The following is a 17,873-nucleotide window of genomic DNA, read 5'->3' on the forward strand; positions in this document are numbered from 1 at the left end:
AGGTGAGCCATGGGCTCGACTACGGGCAGCGTGCTGGACGCATTCCGAATTAGTTGAGTAAATTAAACTAAATCAATCGAAGCGGACAAGAGGGTCCCTTTGCTGGCACCCTCAGCAGGGTATGAGCACGCACCGTATGAGCCCTCACTCCGATCCAACGGCGCCGACCCGTGGCCGCCCGCCCACCATCACCCCGGAGCGCCTGGCCGACATCGGCATCCGCCTGGGCCTACCCAACCTGACCATGGCCAACGTGGCCGCCGAACTGGCGGTGACCCAGGCGGCGCTGTACAAGCGCGTGGCCAACCTGGAGGCGTTGAAGCGACTGGTGGCGGAGGCGGTATTCCAGCGCTGGCAGATTCCGCGCGCGTCGGTCGACGCACCGGGTGGGCTGGAGGCCTACCTGATGCGGTTCGTGGAGTCACTGTGCGAGGTGGTGAAGGCACATCCCGGGCTGCCACCGTACCTGCTGCGGCGCACGGTGGCGACTGCGCCGATGCTGGAAAAGATCGCCTCGCACCAGGCGCACGTGGCTGATGTGTTCGGCCTGCCGGTGGACAAGGCGCGCTGGCTGCTGGCCACGATCGCCTTCTACTGCATCGCCGGCGCCGATACGATCTACGCGATTGCGGACGATGAAGAAGGGCAGGTGATCACCGAGTTCAAGCAGGGCATGCGGGCGCTGGTGATCGGTTCGCTGGAGGTGTCGCGGCTTCGGTAGATGCATGCCATGCGTGGACGATCCTGGTCGTTCACCCTGACGCCAGCCAGGCATGGCCTGGCTCTACTGGACGGATCGCGTGGTGTCGGGAATACAATGCGGCCATGCCTGCCACGCCTACTCTCGATGATCTTCGCCGCTACGCGGTGGCGCGCACCCTGTTCAAGCCGACCACGCTGCTGACCGCGATACGACGGCTGGGCTTCGTGCAGGCCGACCCGATCAGGGCACCGGCGCGCGCACAGGACCTGACCCTGCGCCACCGGGTGAAGGACTACCGCGCAGGCGATCTTGAGCGGCGCTACACGCGCCTGCCGGTGGAAGAGGATTGCCTGGTGAACTACGGCTTCCTGCCGCGCGAGCATCTGGCACTGATGCACCCGCGCGTGTCCAAGCGCGAATGGGACGCCGAGACCCATCGCCGTGCGGCCGACGTACTGGCCTTCGTGCGCGAGCGCGGCAGCGTGCACCCGCGCGAGGTGGACCAGGCGTTCGCGCATGGGCGGGTGACCAATTACTGGGGCGGCACCAGCAACGCAAGCACGCATCTGCTTGACGGCATGCACTACCGTGGCCTGCTGCGGGTGCAGCGGCGCGACAGCGGTACGCGCATCTATGCGGTGGCCGAACACGCCGAGGCGGACGTCAGCGAGCAGGCACAGATTGAACGCGCCGCCGCCCTTATTGATCTGGTAGTTCGCAAGTACGCGCCGCTGCCCTCGGCCAGCCTGACCTATCTGGTGCGCCTGCTGGGCTATGGCGCCCCACATCTGGCCGAGCAGACCCGGCGGGCCTTGGCGTTGGCCAAGCAACAACTGGCCAGCTGCACGCTGGAGGGCACCACCTGGTACTGGCCGGTGGACGAGAATCCGCGCTCGCGCCGCCATGCACCGGACGAACAGGTGCGCCTGCTGGCGCCGTTCGACCCGGTGGTGTGGGACCGCCGCCGCTTCGAGCTGCTGTGGGGATGGGTGTACAAGTTCGAGGCGTATACACCTGCACCGAAGCGACAGTATGGGTACTACGCTCTGCCGGTGTTGTGGCACGACCAGGTGGTGGGCTGGGCCAATCTCAGCGTGCGCGACGGTGAGTTGGCATCGAGTGTGGGCTATGCCGGCAAGTCGCTGGCCCGCGACAGGGTGTTTCGTGGCGCGTTGGAAGACGAGCTGCAGCGCATGGCGGAGTTCCTGTAGCGCCGAGCGGCGCATTGGTAGCTATCGCTCCCGGTAGTCGCCAACCTTGGTTGGCCCCGCGATGTGTCGGTGCCCATCAAGGTGGCATCTACCGGTCAAGCGGCGTCCTTGTGCTCCGCGTCGTCCATCCCGGGACTGACTCGCCGGCCGATGTCCTTCAGCCGTGCAAGCTGGTCCACCATCGACGGCGCATCGTCCAGGCTGCCGACGAAGGTCCACAGATAGGTCATCACCGCGTAGACGTGGCCCGGCGTGACACCCTCAGTGGTGGCGAGGCGGCCGATGGTCAGCGCGAACAATGCCGCGGCAGCCAGTCCGATCACCACGTAGGCGCCGGCCTCGCGGTCTGACAACAGGATGCGCAGGCGCGACAGCGTGGTGTAGTGGCGGCGCAGCACCGAGGGACTGACCCGGTCGACCAGCCGGATTTCGTGTTCCAGGCGGTTGTTCAGGCGGCCATGCAGCTGCTCGTTGCGGCGTGCGAACGAGGGCAGCACCAGCAGGGCGCCGAGCAGGGTGACCAGGCCAGCGGCACCGACCATCGGCTCGATCGCCAGCAGCATGGCCACCGCACCGAACATCGATGCCAGCCCGGTGGCGATGATCGGCACGTGCTTTTCAAAAAAGTCGACGAACTCGCGGGCCAGCACCACGCGTGCCGCCGAGGTGGACGTGGCCTGGCCCAGCCGACGCTGCGCCTGCACCACGTTCACCGCCAGATCGGCATAGATGCGGGTGAAGGTGCGTGTATCGACCGCTCGACGGGCGGCACCGACCAACCAGAACATCAGTACCACGCCGGCATAGGAGACGGCATGGCCGATGTTGCTGCTGATGATCGCGTCCACCGCGAAGCCGGCGAACAAGGGATAGGCCAGCAGCAGTGTGTTCTCCAGTGCCACCAGCGAGAACGTGCCGGTGAGCTGCCAGGGGTAGGTGCGCAGGATGGCCTTCAGGGTGGCGGCCGCATTCTGCTGGCCGATGCTGCCGGCGGCGGCCGCTGGATCATGGGGGTGTTTCATGGGGTGCCTGGGTGGGTCGGGGACAGGGCAGGGGACGATGCCTGCCATCTCCCGGGTCGCGCCCAGTATCTGCAGCCCTTTGGAGCGGGCATGGAGGGACGATGGAGATTGCGTGGAGGAACCGGCGGCGTTCAGCGGAGGGCGTGGTGCCCAGCAAGGTGGGCAACTACCAGAGTCGTGGTGGTCGCCAACCTTGGTTGGCGCCGCAGTGTGCCGATGCCCACCAAGGTGGGCCGCTACCAGGGCAGCGTCTGCCGCAACGCCGTGCTCTCAACGACGCGCGTGCACCGGCCAGCGGATTTCGAAGGCACTGCCGCCACGTTCGGTAGCCCGGCATCGCGCCGTTCCGTGATGGGCCACGGCAATCGCCCGCACCACCGCCAGGCCGAGCCCGGAGCCGCCGCTCTGCCGCGAGCGCGACACATCGGTGCGCTGGAAGGCTTCAAAGATGCTGTCGCGAAGGTCGTCCGGCACACCGGGGCCACCATCCTCAACGGTCACGGTGCAATGGCCTTCGGCCAGCGTGACGCGGACCTGCAGCGGGCAGGGAATGGCATGGCGGCGAGCGTTTTCCAGCAGTGCCAGCACCGCCTGGCGGATGCGCGCGGGATCGCAGTCGGCCAGCGAAGACCGTGCGTCCAACGTCACCGAGAAACCACTCTCGGTCAGCGCCTCCGACATCGCTTCGACCACCGCCGCCACCTGCACGCTGACGTCGCTGCGCTGCAGGCGCAGATCGAGGTGGCCGCTCTCGGCCAGGCTGACCACGCGCAGGTCCTCGATGATGCGGGTCAGGCCCTCCAGCTGGGTGAGCATGCTGTTGAACTGCTCCGGCCCCGGCTCGAACACGCCTTCGGCGATGCCCTGCAGGCGGCCGCGCAGGATGGTCATCGGCGTGCGAAGTTCGTGTGCGATCGCCGCGTTCCAGAACACGCGGTTCTCCGACATCCGGCTCAATCGCTCGGCCATGGAATTGAAGTCGCTGACCAGCGTGGCGGCCTCGGTCATCGAGGTGTCACCGCCGCGCGCACGCGCCTCCAGATCACCGCTGGCGACGCGACGCAGGCTTTCGGCGACCGAGTTCAGCGGGGTGATGATGCGCCGGGTCAGGCGCGAGGCGATCAATGTGGCCAGCGCAACGACCACGGTGGCGGTCAGGCCGATCCACAGCCATTCCAGGCCTGACGGCATGATGGTTTCCGGTTCGTCGTACCAGCGTGGATAGAACACCTCCATCAGGTAATAGAACAGGTAGAAACCACTGATCGACAGTACGGTCGAACACAGCGACGCGACCGTGATGGAGAGCGTGATCTGGCGCCCGATGCTCTTGCCTTTGGGGTTCATCGGCTCAGTCCAGGAAGCGGTAGCCGACACCGCGGATGGTGGCGGGAATGCCGATGACGCCTACTTCCTCCAGCTTGCGGCGCAGCTTGCTGACGTGGCTGTCCACGGTGCGCTCCTGTGCATCGCCTTCCGGCAGGCAGGTCTGGAGCAGATCCAGCCGGCTGTGCACCATGCGCGGTGCGCGCGCCATGTGTACCAGCAGACGGAACTCGGTGAGCGTGAAACTCAGAGCATGCACGTGGTCATCGGTGCGTACGGTGACCTCATGGCTGCGCAGGTCGATCTCGAACGGCCCCTGCCGGATCAGCCCGTTGGGTTCTTCTGCAATGGGCTTCGCGCTACGGCGCAGCACCGCCTGGATGCGGGCGACGATCTCGGCGGGATTGAATGGCTTGGCCACGTAGTCGTCGGCACCGACGCGCAGGCCAGTGAGCTTGTCCACGTCCTGGTCCAGTGCGGTGAGCATGATTACCGAGGTGTTGCCGCGCCGGCGCAACTCGCTCAGCACCTGCCAGCCGTCCATCTTCGGCATCTGCACGTCCAGCAGCACCAGGTCGGGGCGCAGCTGGCGGTGGCTGGTGAGGGCGGCTTCGCCGTCGGCGGCGCGGGCGCTGCGCAGCCCGGAGCGGGCCAGGTAGGCGCCGAGAATGTCCGCGATTTCGCCTTCATCTTCGGCAATGAGCACCAGGGGCGCCAGGTGCGTGCGGGCATCGGATTTCATTGCATGCTGCGGTTTCAAGTAAGGAATGGGAAACGCCGGCGACGGTGTCATCGTGGCCGTTCCAGGGTCTGCGCTTCTTCGTGGGCGGCCCAGGCCAGGGTGGCCAGCACCAGCGTGTGCTGCAGGGCGGGCGCCAGTGTTGTGGTGGCGCGCAGGTGCTGTGCGAGCAGGGTCGATACGGCCGCAGGCAGCTTGCTCCACCGCGATTGCATGCCCGTTGCGTCCACCCGGTCCTGCAGGCGACGGGCCATGCGGACCACGGCCCGAAGGCGCAGGGCAAGCAACGCAGCCACCAGGACAGCCGCCATCCCTGCTGGCATGAGGCTCACGTCCGCGCTGGAGGCGGACCAGGCCGCGAGACCGATCAGCGCCAGCGATGCCAGGGTGCCCGCGCGCGCCGAATGGCTGGGGCCTTCGCTGCGGAACCACACCAGCGCGGCGGCACCGGCGCCCGCCAACAGGGGCGGCGCCGGGTTCGCGCTGGCAAGCATCCAGGCACTGGTGGACGTCAGCACCAGTGCAAGCAGCCACGGCGAAGGCGCGCACCAGGCAAGGTAGGCGCGGCGGACATTGATGGGAGGCAGGTCTGGAAACGGAAGGGACACGGCGGGAGCGCAGTCGGCGAGGCCGACAAGGCTAGGAGCCGTTGATGGAGACTTGGTCGAGATTGTGTCGAGATTTCGTGGACGCGATCCGTGCCGTTCAGGAGCGGGCCCCGTGCCTGAACGGATGTGCGGCCTCCATGCAATCTCCACAGTGGCTCCAAGAAACATCCACCACCACCTTCCAGACTGCGGCTTCTGCGGTCACATCCGGTGGCTGCGTGCATGCGAGCCTTCCGATGAACAACCGCAGGACCTGGATCATTGCCGCAATCGTTGTACTTCTTGCAGGCGGCACCGGTGGGTGGCTGTTCGCCGAAGGTGATGATGCCGCGCTGATCACGGCCCCGGCAAGGGTGGCGGACCTGGAAAAGACCGTGCAGGCAGTCGGCCGGGTCAACCCCAAGGAACTGGTGGCGGTGGGCGCGCAGGTGTCGGGCCAGGTCACGCGCCTGCATGTGGTGCTGGGCCAGCGCGTGCACGCTGGCGACCTGATTGCCGAAGTGGATTCGCAGCCGCAGCGCATCGCCCTGCGCAGCGCCGAAGCGGCTGCCAACACGCTGCGTGCCCAGCACGCGGCCAGCCAGGCGCGCTACGCCCAGGCCATCCGCGTGCATGAGCGCCAGGCGCAGCTGGTGGCGTCGCGGCTTGTTTCGCAGGAAGGTTTCGAGTCCGCGCGGGTGGCGCGCGAAGCGGCGCGCTCGGACGTGGCAGCGCTGCAGGCCCAGATCGACCAGGCGGTGACCCAGGTGGAAACCGCGCGGATCAACCTGGGCTACACCCGCATCGTCTCACCTTCCGACGGCTACATCGTGGCCATCGTCACCAAGGCCGGGCAGACGCTGAACTCGATGCAGACCACGCCGACCATCGTGATGCTGGCACAGATGGACACGATGACGGTTCGCACCGAGATCGCGGAGGCCGATGTGGAACTGATCGCGCCTGGCCAACCCCTGTGGTTCTCCACGCTGGGACCGGGCGGACGCCGCTACGAATCGCATCTGCAGCAGCTTGAACCTGCGCCGTCATCGATTGCCGACGTGGCCACCGGCAACACCGGCGGATCGGCGCAGACGCCGAAGGCGGTGTACTACGCGGGGCTGTTCGACGTACCCAATCCGGGCCTGAAACTGAAGCCGTCGATGACGGTGAAGGTGACGATCCAGCTGGCGCGTGCCGGCAATGCGCTGCAGGTGCCATTGACGGCAGTGTCCGAGCGCGACGACAAGGCGGGCAACCGCGCGACCGTACAGGTGATCGATGCCAAGGGCCGTGCGCACGAGCGGGGGGTGACGACCGGTCTGCGCACCGCTACTGCGGTGCAGATCCTGTCCGGCCTCAAGGCGGGTGAGAACGTGGTGGTCGGGCAGGCGCCAAGCGGCGCGGAAGCCGAGCCCACCAGCCTGCTGGGGATGTGAGCATGGCCGACGCGCTGCTGGAACTGCATGGCGTATCGCGCGCGTACCGCTCGGCCGCCGGTGAGGTGGTGGTGTTGAAGGACGTGTCGCTGCGCATTGAGGCGGGCGAGTTCATCGCCATCATCGGCCCGTCCGGCTCGGGCAAATCCACGCTGATGAACATCCTGGGCTGCCTGGACCGGCCAACCGAAGGCAGCTACCGCGTGCAGGGCGTGGCAACCGAGCAGATGTCACCCGATGAACTGGCGCACCTGCGCTGCGAGCATTTCGGCTTCATCTTCCAGCGCTACAACCTGATGGAGAACCTGAGCGCCACGGAGAATGTGGCGTTGCCGGCGGTCTATGCGGGCGTGGATGCCGATGCGCGCACCGCCCGTGCCCGCATGCTGCTGGAAACGCTGGGGCTGGGTGAGCGCACCACGAATCGGCCCAGCCAGCTGTCCGGCGGCCAGCAGCAGCGCGTTTCCATTGCACGTTCGCTGATGAATGGCGGCGCCATCGTGCTGGCCGATGAGCCGACCGGCGCGCTGGATCATGCCAGCGGCCGGCAGGTGATGACGGAACTCAAGCGCCTGCATGCACAGGGCCATACCGTGATCCTGGTGACCCATGATGCAGCGATTGCCGCGCACGCTTCACGCGTGATCGAGATCGCAGACGGTCAGGTCGTATCCGACCGTGGCATGGGTGATCCTGCGGTTGCACGCAGTGCCGCTGTGCCCGAGCGCCGTCCAGAACCGGCCGCCGAGCGCCGCGCGCGCCTGGATGCAATCAGGGAAGCTGCACGGATGGCGGTGCGTTCGATGCTGGCCCACCGGCTGCGCACCCTGCTGACCATGCTGGGCATCATCATCGGCGTGGCTGCGGTGGTGACCGTGGTTGCGTTGGGCAAGGGCGCACAGGCACAGGTCGAGTCACAGATCAACGAACTGGGTGCCAGCACGCTGGACATCTTCCCGGGCGCGGACTTCGGTGACCCGCGCTCGGGCGAGATTGAAACGCTGGTGGTGGACGATGCCGATCACTTGGCCGCGTTGAGTTACGTGGACAGCGTAAGCCCCAACCTGAGCGGCTCGGTGGCCGCACTGCAGGGCAACCGGCGCGCCAACACGCAGGTGCTTGGCGTGGGCGCTGATCTACCACGTGTGCGTGGGCTGCGCCTGAAGGCGGGCCGGTTCTTCACCGATGCCGAGGTGGAGGCACATCGCGCGGTGGGCGTGGTCGACCAGAAGGCGGCCAAGGCGTTGTTCAGCGGCAATCCGATCGGCGGCACGGTGCTGCTGGGCGGCATGCCGGTGGAAGTGATCGGCGTGGTCGGTTCCAACGCATTCGCCGGCGGGGCGACGCCGACGGTCTATGTGCCGTACACCTCCGCGTCCTCGCGCCTGCTTGGCAGCCAGCGGCTGGAGAGCATCACCGTGCGCGTGCGGGATGACGTGCCAACCACCGCCGCTGAGGCCTCGCTGGGCGCGGAGCTGCAACGCCTGCACGGCCGGCGCGATTTCTTCATCTACAACGCCGACCAGATCCGCAAGGCAGTGATGAAGTCCAGCCAGACCATGGCGGCACTGGTTTCGGCCATTGCAGCGGTGGCGCTGGTGGTCGGTGGCGTGGGGGTGATGAACATCATGCTGGTGTCGGTGAAGGAGCGCGTGCGCGAGATCGGTGTGAGGCTGGCGGTGGGTGCCCGGCAGGGCGACATCCTGCGCCAGTTCCTGATTGAGGCCGTGTTGATCTGCCTGTTCGGCGGCGTGCTGGGGGTGTTGTTCGCGTTGGCTGTGGGCGCTTTGTCCAGCCTGCTGTCGCTGGGGGTGCCGTTCCTGTTCACGCCTGGGCCGGTGATCGCCGCGCTGGCATGTTCGTCTGCCATCGGGCTGGGTTTCGGCTACTTCCCGGCGCGCAGTGCCGCACAGCTGGACCCCATCCAGGCGTTGGCGGCGGAGTAGGGTCGCGCCCGCTGCGGGGAGAGTCTCAGGTTGCCGGTCGCGGGTGCGTGCGCACGCGTGCGCGCTCGCGGTACAGGCGACTGTCGGCACGCTGCAGGGTGTCGGCCACCGACTCACCCGGGGCGTGGTGGGTCGCACCCAGTGAGAAGGGCGTGGGTGATCGACCGGCCTGCTGCGTATACCACTGCTCCAGCGCGGCCAACCGCCCCGGCTCCGGGCAGGTCAGCACCACCATGAACTCGTCGCCGCCCATGCGCACTACGCTTTCCATCGCCCCCAGTGGAGCGCGCAGGAAGGCGGCGAACTCGACCAGCACAGTGTCCCCCCGCGCGTGGCCCTGCGTATCGTTGATCTGCTTGAAATGATCCAGATCGAACATCAGGCAGGCCCAGGGTTGATCAACCAGCTCGTCCAGGCGCGGCAGGAAGCGGCGGTTGTAGCTCTGGGTCAGCGGGTCCTTGAAGGACATCTCGCGCAGCTGCTGCTCCTGCATCCGCAGTGCAGTCACATCCTGCGCATGGCCCAGCACATAGGGAGGGTTCGCCTCGCTGTCGAGCACGTTGTGATATGCCCAGAAATGGCGGGTGCCATCGGCGGCGATCAGTTCGATGACGCCGGCATCGGTGTGGTTGACCGTGATCCGCGCGAGATAGGCCTTGAATGCAGCACGCTTCTCGGGAGGCATCAGATCGCACAGGCTGCGCCCGATCATATGAGTCTCATCGAAGCCCAGCGACTGCACGGCCGCCGGGTTCACCGATGTCAGCACGCCCTCCAGCGTGTGCGTGCAGATCAGGCCGAGGCTGTAGTGGAACAGGCGCCGGTAGCGCGTCTCGCTCGCCTCCAGGGCATCCAGCGCGGCACGCTCCTCGGTGATGTCCTGGATGGCGCCGACCAGGCGAGGGTGCCCATCCACCTGCTGACGGCCACCGACCACCCGGGTCCAGATGGAGCGCCCATCGGCGGTGGTCATCGGCAGCTGCACTTCCCATGAGGTGCCTTCCTCGATGCAGCGCTGGACCGCGCTGCGGATGATGTTGCGACTGTCCTCCCGATAGAAGGACAGTGCGGTGTCGAACGTGGGTTGATAGTTGCCGCGCACGCCGTGGATCTGCTTGGTTTCGCGGGTCCAGCGCACTTCGTGGGAGAGCAGGTCCATCTCCCAGCCGCCCACCCGTGCCGCGCGGTTGGTGCGTTCCAGGAAGTCCTCGCTGCGTTTCAGTTCGCGGTGCAGTGCCTTGGCCTGGCCGACCTGTGCCATCAGGGTGCTGCGCTGTTCCAGCACCTGGGTGGTGACCCGCGCCAGATGCACCATCAGTTCGCGCTGCGAGGGCGACAGTACACCCGGCATCGGATCGAGCAGGCACAGTGTTCCGATACGGGCACCCTGCGCCGACCCAAGCGAGATTCCCGCGTAGTGGCGGATGCGCGGGCCACCGGTCACCAGGGGGTTGGTGGAGAATCGCGGGTCCTGCCGGGCATCCGGGATCTCGAACAGTTCGTCCTGCTCGATGGCATGAGTACAGAACGAGATGTCGCGTGCAGTCTCGCTGACACCTTCAAGGCCGATATTGGCCTTGAACCACTGGCGCTCCTCGGCCACCACCGAGATCAGGCCCATGGTCATGCCGGTAGCTGCGCGGGCGGCAGCAACGATTGCATCGAACACCGGTTCGGCCGGCGTGTCGAGCAGGTGCAGGCGGTCGATTTCAAGCAGGCGGTCGGCTTCGTCCATGGCGCTTTGCAGGGCTGGGTGGCGAGGGCGGCTTCGGCGGCTGTCAGGTACTACGCTAGTGCGCACCACGTTATGTATCGCTACGGTGAGGTGATGCCGACGTGACGCGCTTCCGCCTGCGTTTGCGAACTGCACGCGAGGGGTGAAAAAGCGTGACGGTGGTCGCGAACGAGCGCGCGCCGGCGGAGCTTGCATCGGAGGATCTGCAGGGCAAAGCGCGTACAGAGACATCATCAGTCCGGTGCTGGCGGCGTGGCCAGTGCAGCGCGCCGGGCAGCATAGACCTCCGGCGTCTGCGGCTTGACGAACAGTGCCACCAGTTCCGGAAACTCCTGCTTCACTGCAGTTTCGATGCGGGTGATGCAAGCCTCGATCTGCGGCGTGCGCCGGTCATCCTCGAATTCCGCGCTGAGCATGGCCACGACCTGTTCCGGGCCCATCTGCATGGTGGTCACACCATTGGCGCGGCGCAGGTCCGGATCGGTTTCGGCCACGGCCATGATCCGCTCAGCCACCGCAGGATGGGCCGGCTCGCCCACCAGCAGTCCCTTGGTTTCGCGTGCGAGAAGAAAGGCGGTGGCGGCAAGCACGCCGGCGATGCACAGCGACGCCACACCATCAAGCACCGGCATGTCCAGGACCTGGGCGGCCACGAGCCCGATCAGTGCGAAACCCAGGCCCAGCAGGGCCGCGCTATCCTCCAGCAGCACGGTAAAGGTGGAAGGATCCTTGCTGCGGCGGAACGCTTCGAAGTAGCCGAGCTTGCCCTTGGTGCGCCGGAACTCGCGCAGCGCCACCCACCATGAAGCCCCTTCGAACAGGATGGAGATGCCCAGCACGCTGTAGCTCAACGCGTGGTTGGTGGCCGGCTCCGGCTGGCGGATGTGCTGGATACCTTCGTAGGCCGAAACGCCGGCGCCGGCAGCGAACACCAGCAGGGCGACGATGAAGCTCCAGAAGTACAGCTCGCGGCCATAGCCGAACGGATGTACCGGGTCCGGCGCCTTGCCGGCGCGGCGCAGCCCGTACAACAGCAGCACCTCGTTGAGGGTGTCGACCAGCGAATGCACGCCCTCGCTGAGCATGGCCGAGCTGCCGGAGATGCCGGCGGCGATGAACTTGGCGATGGCAATGGCCAGGTTGCCCGCGAGGGCGGCGTAGATGACCAGGCGGGAACCAGTGGGAGCGGACATTTCGGCGGCGGGGTGAGGCGGATTCCTGATCTTCCCGATCAGCGCGTGCCTACTGTGTGCACGATGCGATCAGTGCCCCTTGGGATTGAGATACAAACGTGCCCCATCCGATTCACGGTAGCCCGTCCAACGCCCACCTCCCGACGCGCGAAAACGCCCGAAGACCGTATTGCTGGTATCGGTCAGCAGCAGCTGGTTGCCCGACAGCACCCAGCGGTTGGCCGAGAAGAATCCGTCCGGGCAGCCGGCAGGCACGTAGGCGCTGTAGCCACCGAACCACTCACTGTTCTTCAGCTCGATGGTGCAGGTGCTGCCGTTCTCCTGGCCCAGCGTCCAGCTGCCGAACAGATCGCTGTCGCGCACATCGCGGTCGCCGCGGTGGCGGTCATGGCTCCAGTCGTCGTTGTCGTCGTGGAAACCGAAGCCGACGTCGATCTCTTTGCTTTCGCTGCGTGATTCGGACTGCGAGCTGCCGCTGGTGGTGGTCTGGGTGGTCACCGAGCCACTGGTCCGGGTCTCTGTGCTGCTCGATTGGGTGGCCTGGTCGGTGCGGGTGGTCTGTTCGCCGAAGCCGAACGAGGCGTCCTGGGCAAGGGCGGGCAGGGCCAGGAAGTACAGCGCCGACAGGCAGCTACAGGCAAGCAGGGCAGCCATCGCAGGATCCTCGGAAGGGTGGATCGCGCGAGTATCGAACCGGTGGGGTGGGAGACGGTGTGAGGGCGCGCCCTGAGGCAAGCCAGCCAAGGGTAGGTGCTGTCCGCTGAAGGGTAGTGCCGGCCGCTGGCCGGCTCCCCTTTGACGCCCAGAGACCGAAGGAGTGCCGGCCAGCGGCCGGCATTACCCGCAGCCAGGCGGCCTGGCTCTACTGATCGGGTTTCACCCTTACCACCCGTTTCCGGTACTCATACACATTGTCACCGCGGATGCGCTTGTCCTCGGTGCCGGTGACCCGGCCCACCTGCTGGTCCGAACCGGTCACGGGCTGTGCCTCGATCTCGGTCTCGTGCTCGAAGGAGTGCGATTTGTCGGTGTTGCGGTAATAGCGGTACAGCGCCCAGTACAGCGCGGTCGCGCCGGCTGGGCCTGCCGCCAACAGCCAGAGGCCACTGTCGTCACTCATGTCGATGCCACCAGGAAGGCAATTGCGAGGGCTTCAATGATGGTGCCGGTGGCCAGTGCCGCCAGCAGCATCTTCCATTGCTGCACGGGCACGCTGCCCATGGTTTCGCCGGTACGGCCGTTCACCGCGATGTAGTGCAGCATGCCGCCGTTCTTTCCGGGCTGGTGGTACGAGTACAACCACACCGGCAGGTACATCGACACCCAGCGGGTGCCATGCACCTCCAGCTGCTCCTGCTCCCAGCGCACGCCACGGTTGTAGCGCTTCACCGAACCTTCCACCTGTGCGCGGGCAATCGACAGCAGCTGGTCTTCCAGTCGCGGCCGCAGCTTCTCCACGTCGAGGTTGCGCTTTTCAGAGGTGAAGCCGGCCAGGTACGAAGCGTTCCATTTCACCGCGTTCTTGGTATCGAACGGCAGGATGGTGTTGATGATGTTGTTGGTGTTGGCGCGGGTATCCAGATTGCCGCGCTCGGCCGAGGATTCCAGCGGAAGGTCATCCACGGTGAAATCGACCTGGCGTTCGACCTGGTAGACGTCGGCGTCATACAGGGTGCGCTTGTTTTTCTCGCTGCCTACGGTGTACTGCCGGGTCTGGATCTCGCCCTTGCCGGCCACGGCCGCGCTGACATTGCTGTCGACGATCATGTAGGGCAGGAACACGCCCACCACGTTCTCCGGGGTGAACTGATCCTTGAATGCCTTCAGCGCGAACATGCGGCGCTTGTCGACGAACTGGCGGATGCGCGCGACCGCATCGTCCTTCTTGATATGGAAGGGCAGCACCGCATCGGGCACCGCGCCGTTGGCGATCTGCTCGTTGACGCCGAAGACGTGGCGGCACCAGTGGCAGCGCGCCGTCATCGTACTCTCGGTATTGACCGTGACTTCGGCGCCGCACCCGGTGCATTTGAACGTCATCAGTGCCGAGGTGTCGGCATCGATGTCACGCGCGCCGGAGGCGATGACCGTACCGCGCAGCTGGTCGATGGCTTCGCCAAGGCCGAATTCTTCCTCGACCCGCGCGCCATGCCATTCGTGACGGCAGTACAGGCAGACCAGGATATCGGTCCCGGCTTTGGGCCGGATGTCGGTGGCGCCGCACTTCGGGCAGCGGTTGAGACCGTCCTTCAGCTCGCTGGCCGAGGTATCGATGGCCACAGGATCGGGCGCTTCCACTTCATCGCGGATGGCCTGCGGCAGTTTGGAGGTGTCCAGCGGGAAGCTGCCGGGCAGGGGAGGGACGTCCTGCGGCGAACCGGGCCCATCCAACGACGCCGCCGGCAAGGGTGGCGGCGTCGCGGGCGCGGATCCGGGTAGCGGCGGTGGGCCGTTTCGGGGATCGGACATGTTGGGTGTACGTCCTGCCGTTACAGGCCCAGTGCCTTGGCCTTGAGCGCGTCGTAATCGCTCTGGGTGATCAAGCCCAGATCGAGCATTTCCTTGGCCTTCTTCAGCTTGGCGACCGGATCGTCGGCCGCCGGGGTGGCCGGCTGCTGCATGCCGCCGACACCGAACATGCCAGACGCCATGCCGACACCGACCAGACCTGCCGCGCCGCCGTTTTCGCCGGCCGACTGGATGCCCTGGGCGACGCTGGCCTGCAGGTTGGAATTGCCGCGCGAACCGGACAGCGCATCGGCGCGCTGCACGGTCTTCAGCAGCTCGCGGGTGTTGGCGTCGTACTCGATCGAGACGATGGCGGTCTTGACGATGGCCAGGCCGCGGTCGGACTTCCACTGGTAACCCTGTTCGACGGCGGCCGACAGGCTCTGCGCGAAGCCCAGCGAGTCCTGCTGCAGCTTGGTGATGCGGTTGCCCTTGCCCGGATCGTTGGTATACAGGCTGAAGGCCGGCGCCAGCGAACCGACCACTTCATTGAACAGCTGGCTGGCGGCGGCGTTGTCCAGATCGGTGAAGTCGAACACCTGGCCCGGCTGCAGGTAGCTGGCCGGCACGAAGTTCTTCACGAACAGGATCGGGTCGACGATCTTCAGCGTGTACGAGCCACGGGTGACCGCGCCTACCTGGGTGTTGAGGAAACCGTCGTCCCAGTAGATTTCCGACTGGGTGCCGAAGCGGTTGTCCGGCAGTTCCTTCAGTGAGACGAAATAGGCCGCCTGCTGCGAACCAGGCTGGCCGCCAAACTTGAAGCGTTCCCAGCTCTGCTTGATGAAGGTGCTGACCAGGCCGTCGCCGGCGAAGATCGACTGCGAGTTCAGATCGTCCGAGCGCCACTCGTAGCCACCCGGTTCGGCGACGAACGCGGTGATCGCGCCGTCCTGGAACAGCAGCAGGCCGTAGCCCTCCGGCACGATGATCTTCGAGCCGTTGCTGATGATGTTGGACGAGCCGCTGGTGTTGGAGCCGCGGCCGGCATTGGTGCCCTGCGGCACCGCCGCGAACAGGGCGGCCGTGGACGGCAGGCCCGCCGGCACGGTGTAGAAGTCCTTCCACTGGTCGGCCAGCACACCGCCAACCGCACCCTTCACCGCCTGTACCAGACCCATGACCAACTCCCTGTGATTCGAAGGCAGGCACCATGCCTGCCGAGCTGGACTGAATATAGCAGCGGTGGAGGACGGCAGTAGTGCCGGAACATGAATCCGGATCAGCGCCGGCCAGTGCCGGTTGGCCCGGCCCGTACCGCCTGCAGCACGGCCGCCATGTCCAGCGCCCCCGATCCGGACGCCAGTGCCTGTGCGAACAGCGCGTCGCTGGCGTCGATCAAGGGCGCATGCATGCCCACCTCATGGGCGGCAGCGGCTACCAGCCCACTGTTCTTGCGCACGTCGGTGATCGACGCCTGCACGCTGAAGTCACCACGGATCATTTTGTCCAGCTTGATTCGCGATACTTCGCTGGCCATCGGCCCTGCGTTGAGCACCTGCGCGAAGCGATCAAGCTCGATGCCTTGTGCTTCGGCGAAGTACACCGCTTCGGCCAAGCCGGTGACCAAGGTGATCAGGTACAGGTTCACCGCCAGTTTCATGCGCAGTGCGGACGGCACTGCACCACAGCACACCGTTTGCCTGCCCATCGGTGCAACCAGTGGGGCGGCTGCCGCGAGGTCGACATCGGCACCGGCCAGCAGGATCACCAGCTGCGCCGCTTCGGCCTGCACGCGTGAGCCAGACACCGGCGCTTCCACGTAGCGGCCGCCCGCGGCGCGGATCTGTTCGGCCAGCGCCTGTGAGTACGCTGCCGAGCTGGTACCCATGTTGATCAGCAGGCGGTCCTCGACCCGCTCGCCAAACGCCGCGCCATGCCGATCGAGCACGCTGTCGATGGCATCGTCATTGGCCAGCATCAGGATGAGGGTGTCGCAGGCCGCGAATACCTCGTCCACCGCCTCGCAGACGTTGATGCCGGCGGTGCGCGCGGCCGCATGGTTGCGGTCGGAGCGCGACCAGCCGCATACCTCGTAACCTGCGCGAGCCAGATGGGCCGCCATGGGCGTTCCCATCACTCCAAGTCCCAGGAATCCGATGCGCATGATGGACGTCCGCTGGCCGCAGATCGCCCATCATGCCATGGGCAGTGGCCGCTAGAGCATGTAAGGAATCTTGAACGCCAACGTGAAGTCCGGTGCGTCCGGGGTCAGTCCGATGCCCAGCAACGTCACCAGCGTGGTGTGCTGGTTCAACGCATAGGTCACGCCCAGATTCAGTGATGCCGCATTGGCGTCACTGCCGATCACCTTCATCCACTTGCCACCCTGGAAGCGGGTGGAGGCGCGGGCGCTGATGCGGTCGCTGAAGGACAGGCTCAGGCTGGTCCGCTCGTTGAATGCGAAGGCAACACCTGCACCGAAGTACACCGAGCCGCCCAGCTTCACGTCGCCTGGGTTGACCGTATCCGGATTGCTGTCGATGTCGCTGAAGCCGCGAGGGATGGAGTGCACGTACCCGATGTTGGCGAACAGGATGGCCGGGTCAGCGGTCTTCACCATCGACAGGCCGAGGTTGGCCTGCCATACGCCGTTGCCGGTGGGCTGCTCGCGCGGCACGGCGAAGCGGATGTAGTCGTCGTCATCGCGCTCGATCACCTTCCAGTCCAGGCCGTAGGGCGCGCGCCCGGTGGGGGCAGTGACACCGGCCGTGAGCACGGTCTCCGGGCGCCAGCCGCGTTCGCCGAACAGCCGGTAGTTCGCGCTCAGGCCAATGTCGCCCAGGCCGTTGCCGTTGGTCTGCTCCTGCGCGATGGCGGCCGCTGCACCGCCGGCGCCGCCTTTCTGGTACACGGTGCGCCGCGCCAGGTAGGGCACATCCAGGTTGAGGGTCAGGTTCGGGCTGACGCCCCAGCGGGCTGCCACGTTATAGGTCAGCGAGTCGGACTCCACGTTCTCGATGGCGATATTGCCGAGGAAGATGGCGTCCAACGCGAGGAAGCCGTTGAGGGTGAGCTGCTTGCGGTCATAGCGGGCGTAGGTGAGGCTGTTCTCGATGGTGAAGCGACGGGAGAACAGGGCCGATTGCTGCTGCTTCACGTCGTCCACGCTGCGCCGCGACTCCTGCTTGGCCTGTTGGGCCTCGGCAGCGGTACTGGCGTAGCCCTCGCTGCTCGGTGGAACCGCGGCGGCCGCCGCCTGCGCCAATGGCGCGGCCGGTGGGGTCGAGGCTGGGCCAACCCGCCCGCCCAAGCGTGCCTGCATGGCCTGCACCTGCATGTCCAGTTCGCGCAGCCGCCGCACTTCCTGTGCGTAGTTGGCTTTCAGCTGTTCCAGCTGGTTGGCCAGGGCCTGCACGTCTGCGCCATCGTCAGGCGTCGGCGGCGCGGCAAGGGCGGTGCCCGCCAGCGCCGCCAACGCCAACGGGGTGATTCTCATCAGGGTGTGCATGTTCGTGTCCTGC

16 protein-coding genes are annotated in these 17,873 nt (G+C 66.3%); 4 read left to right on the top strand and 12 right to left on the bottom strand.

All coding sequences use genetic code 11. The features are described from left to right. Positions 1–136: 136 nt before the first annotated feature. Both AC5P8D_RS03725 and AC5P8D_RS03730 read left to right on the top strand, forming a co-directional pair. A complete protein-coding gene (locus AC5P8D_RS03725; RefSeq protein WP_010485484.1) occupies positions 137–721 on the top strand; it encodes a TetR/AcrR family transcriptional regulator in 585 nt (194 codons plus the stop codon). A gap of 104 nt (positions 722–825) precedes the next feature. Next, positions 826–1,914 carry a DNA glycosylase AlkZ-like family protein gene (locus tag AC5P8D_RS03730; protein ID WP_100445841.1) on the top strand — a complete coding sequence of 363 codons (1,089 nt, stop codon included), beginning with the start codon at positions 826–828 and terminating at the stop codon, positions 1,912–1,914. 95 nt (positions 1,915–2,009) lie between these two features. Here AC5P8D_RS03730 and AC5P8D_RS03735 read toward each other — a convergent pair whose 3' ends face one another. From AC5P8D_RS03735 to AC5P8D_RS03750, 4 genes are all read right to left on the bottom strand, one after another. Continuing rightward, positions 2,010–2,936, bottom strand: coding sequence for an ABC transporter six-transmembrane domain-containing protein (locus AC5P8D_RS03735; RefSeq protein WP_191849423.1), 927 nt, complete (start codon positions 2,934–2,936; stop codon positions 2,010–2,012). A gap of 270 nt (positions 2,937–3,206) precedes the next feature. Next, positions 3,207–4,283 (bottom strand): ATP-binding protein, encoded by a 1,077-nt coding sequence (locus tag AC5P8D_RS03740; RefSeq protein ID WP_049481079.1) that lies wholly within the window; start codon positions 4,281–4,283, stop codon positions 3,207–3,209. A gap of 4 nt (positions 4,284–4,287) precedes the next feature. Continuing rightward, positions 4,288–5,004: a response regulator gene (locus AC5P8D_RS03745; RefSeq protein WP_478420336.1), complete on the bottom strand. Its 717-nt coding sequence runs from the start codon at positions 5,002–5,004 to the stop codon at positions 4,288–4,290. Positions 5,005–5,051: 47 nt separating this feature from the next. Further along, a complete protein-coding gene (locus tag AC5P8D_RS03750; RefSeq protein WP_495203086.1) occupies positions 5,052–5,609 on the bottom strand; it encodes a hypothetical protein in 558 nt (185 codons plus the stop codon). 236 nt (positions 5,610–5,845) lie between these two features. On the opposite strand from AC5P8D_RS03750, the gene AC5P8D_RS03755 reads away from it, so the two are divergent. Next, complete coding sequence (locus AC5P8D_RS03755; RefSeq protein WP_495203087.1) at positions 5,846–7,027, top strand: efflux RND transporter periplasmic adaptor subunit; 1,182 nt, start codon at positions 5,846–5,848, stop codon at positions 7,025–7,027. Positions 7,028–7,029: 2 nt separating this feature from the next. Beyond that, complete coding sequence (locus AC5P8D_RS03760) at positions 7,030–8,973, top strand: MacB family efflux pump subunit (RefSeq protein WP_414614303.1); 1,944 nt, start codon at positions 7,030–7,032, stop codon at positions 8,971–8,973. Between the two features lie 25 nt (positions 8,974–8,998). On the opposite strand, the gene AC5P8D_RS03765 is transcribed toward AC5P8D_RS03760, so the two are convergent. From AC5P8D_RS03765 to AC5P8D_RS03800, 8 genes are all read right to left on the bottom strand, one after another. After that, the gene (locus tag AC5P8D_RS03765) at positions 8,999–10,708 is read right to left on the bottom strand and encodes a sensor domain-containing diguanylate cyclase (protein WP_043396050.1); all 1,710 of its coding nucleotides are present in this window, start codon (positions 10,706–10,708) and stop codon (positions 8,999–9,001) included. Positions 10,709–10,941: 233 nt separating this feature from the next. Then, positions 10,942–11,901: a cation diffusion facilitator family transporter gene (locus AC5P8D_RS03770; RefSeq protein ID WP_126561195.1), complete on the bottom strand. Its 960-nt coding sequence runs from the start codon at positions 11,899–11,901 to the stop codon at positions 10,942–10,944. A gap of 69 nt (positions 11,902–11,970) precedes the next feature. Then, positions 11,971–12,555 (bottom strand): AprI/Inh family metalloprotease inhibitor, encoded by a 585-nt coding sequence (locus AC5P8D_RS03775; RefSeq protein WP_049455165.1) that lies wholly within the window; start codon positions 12,553–12,555, stop codon positions 11,971–11,973. Positions 12,556–12,763: 208 nt separating this feature from the next. After that, entirely contained in the window at positions 12,764–13,021 is a 258-nt protein-coding gene (locus AC5P8D_RS03780; RefSeq protein ID WP_010485524.1) for a hypothetical protein, read from the bottom strand. Next, positions 13,018–14,370 carry a TFIIB-type zinc ribbon-containing protein gene (locus AC5P8D_RS03785; protein ID WP_143994712.1) on the bottom strand — a complete coding sequence of 451 codons (1,353 nt, stop codon included), beginning with the start codon at positions 14,368–14,370 and terminating at the stop codon, positions 13,018–13,020. Before AC5P8D_RS03785 ends, AC5P8D_RS03780 begins: the two co-directional genes overlap by 4 nt. A gap of 20 nt (positions 14,371–14,390) precedes the next feature. Continuing rightward, entirely contained in the window at positions 14,391–15,530 is a 1,140-nt protein-coding gene (locus tag AC5P8D_RS03790) for an SPFH domain-containing protein (RefSeq protein WP_049455166.1), read from the bottom strand. Between the two features lie 101 nt (positions 15,531–15,631). Continuing rightward, the gene (locus AC5P8D_RS03795; protein ID WP_495203177.1) at positions 15,632–16,540 is read right to left on the bottom strand and encodes an NAD(P)-dependent oxidoreductase; all 909 of its coding nucleotides are present in this window, start codon (positions 16,538–16,540) and stop codon (positions 15,632–15,634) included. A gap of 27 nt (positions 16,541–16,567) precedes the next feature. Further along, on the bottom strand, positions 16,568–17,860 hold the full coding sequence (locus AC5P8D_RS03800) for a transporter (RefSeq protein ID WP_433896968.1): 1,293 nt from the start codon (positions 17,858–17,860) through the stop codon (positions 16,568–16,570). Positions 17,861–17,873 lie beyond the last annotated feature (13 nt).

It is taken from the genome of Stenotrophomonas sp. YJH_SMC_101-4, assembly GCF_059370395.1.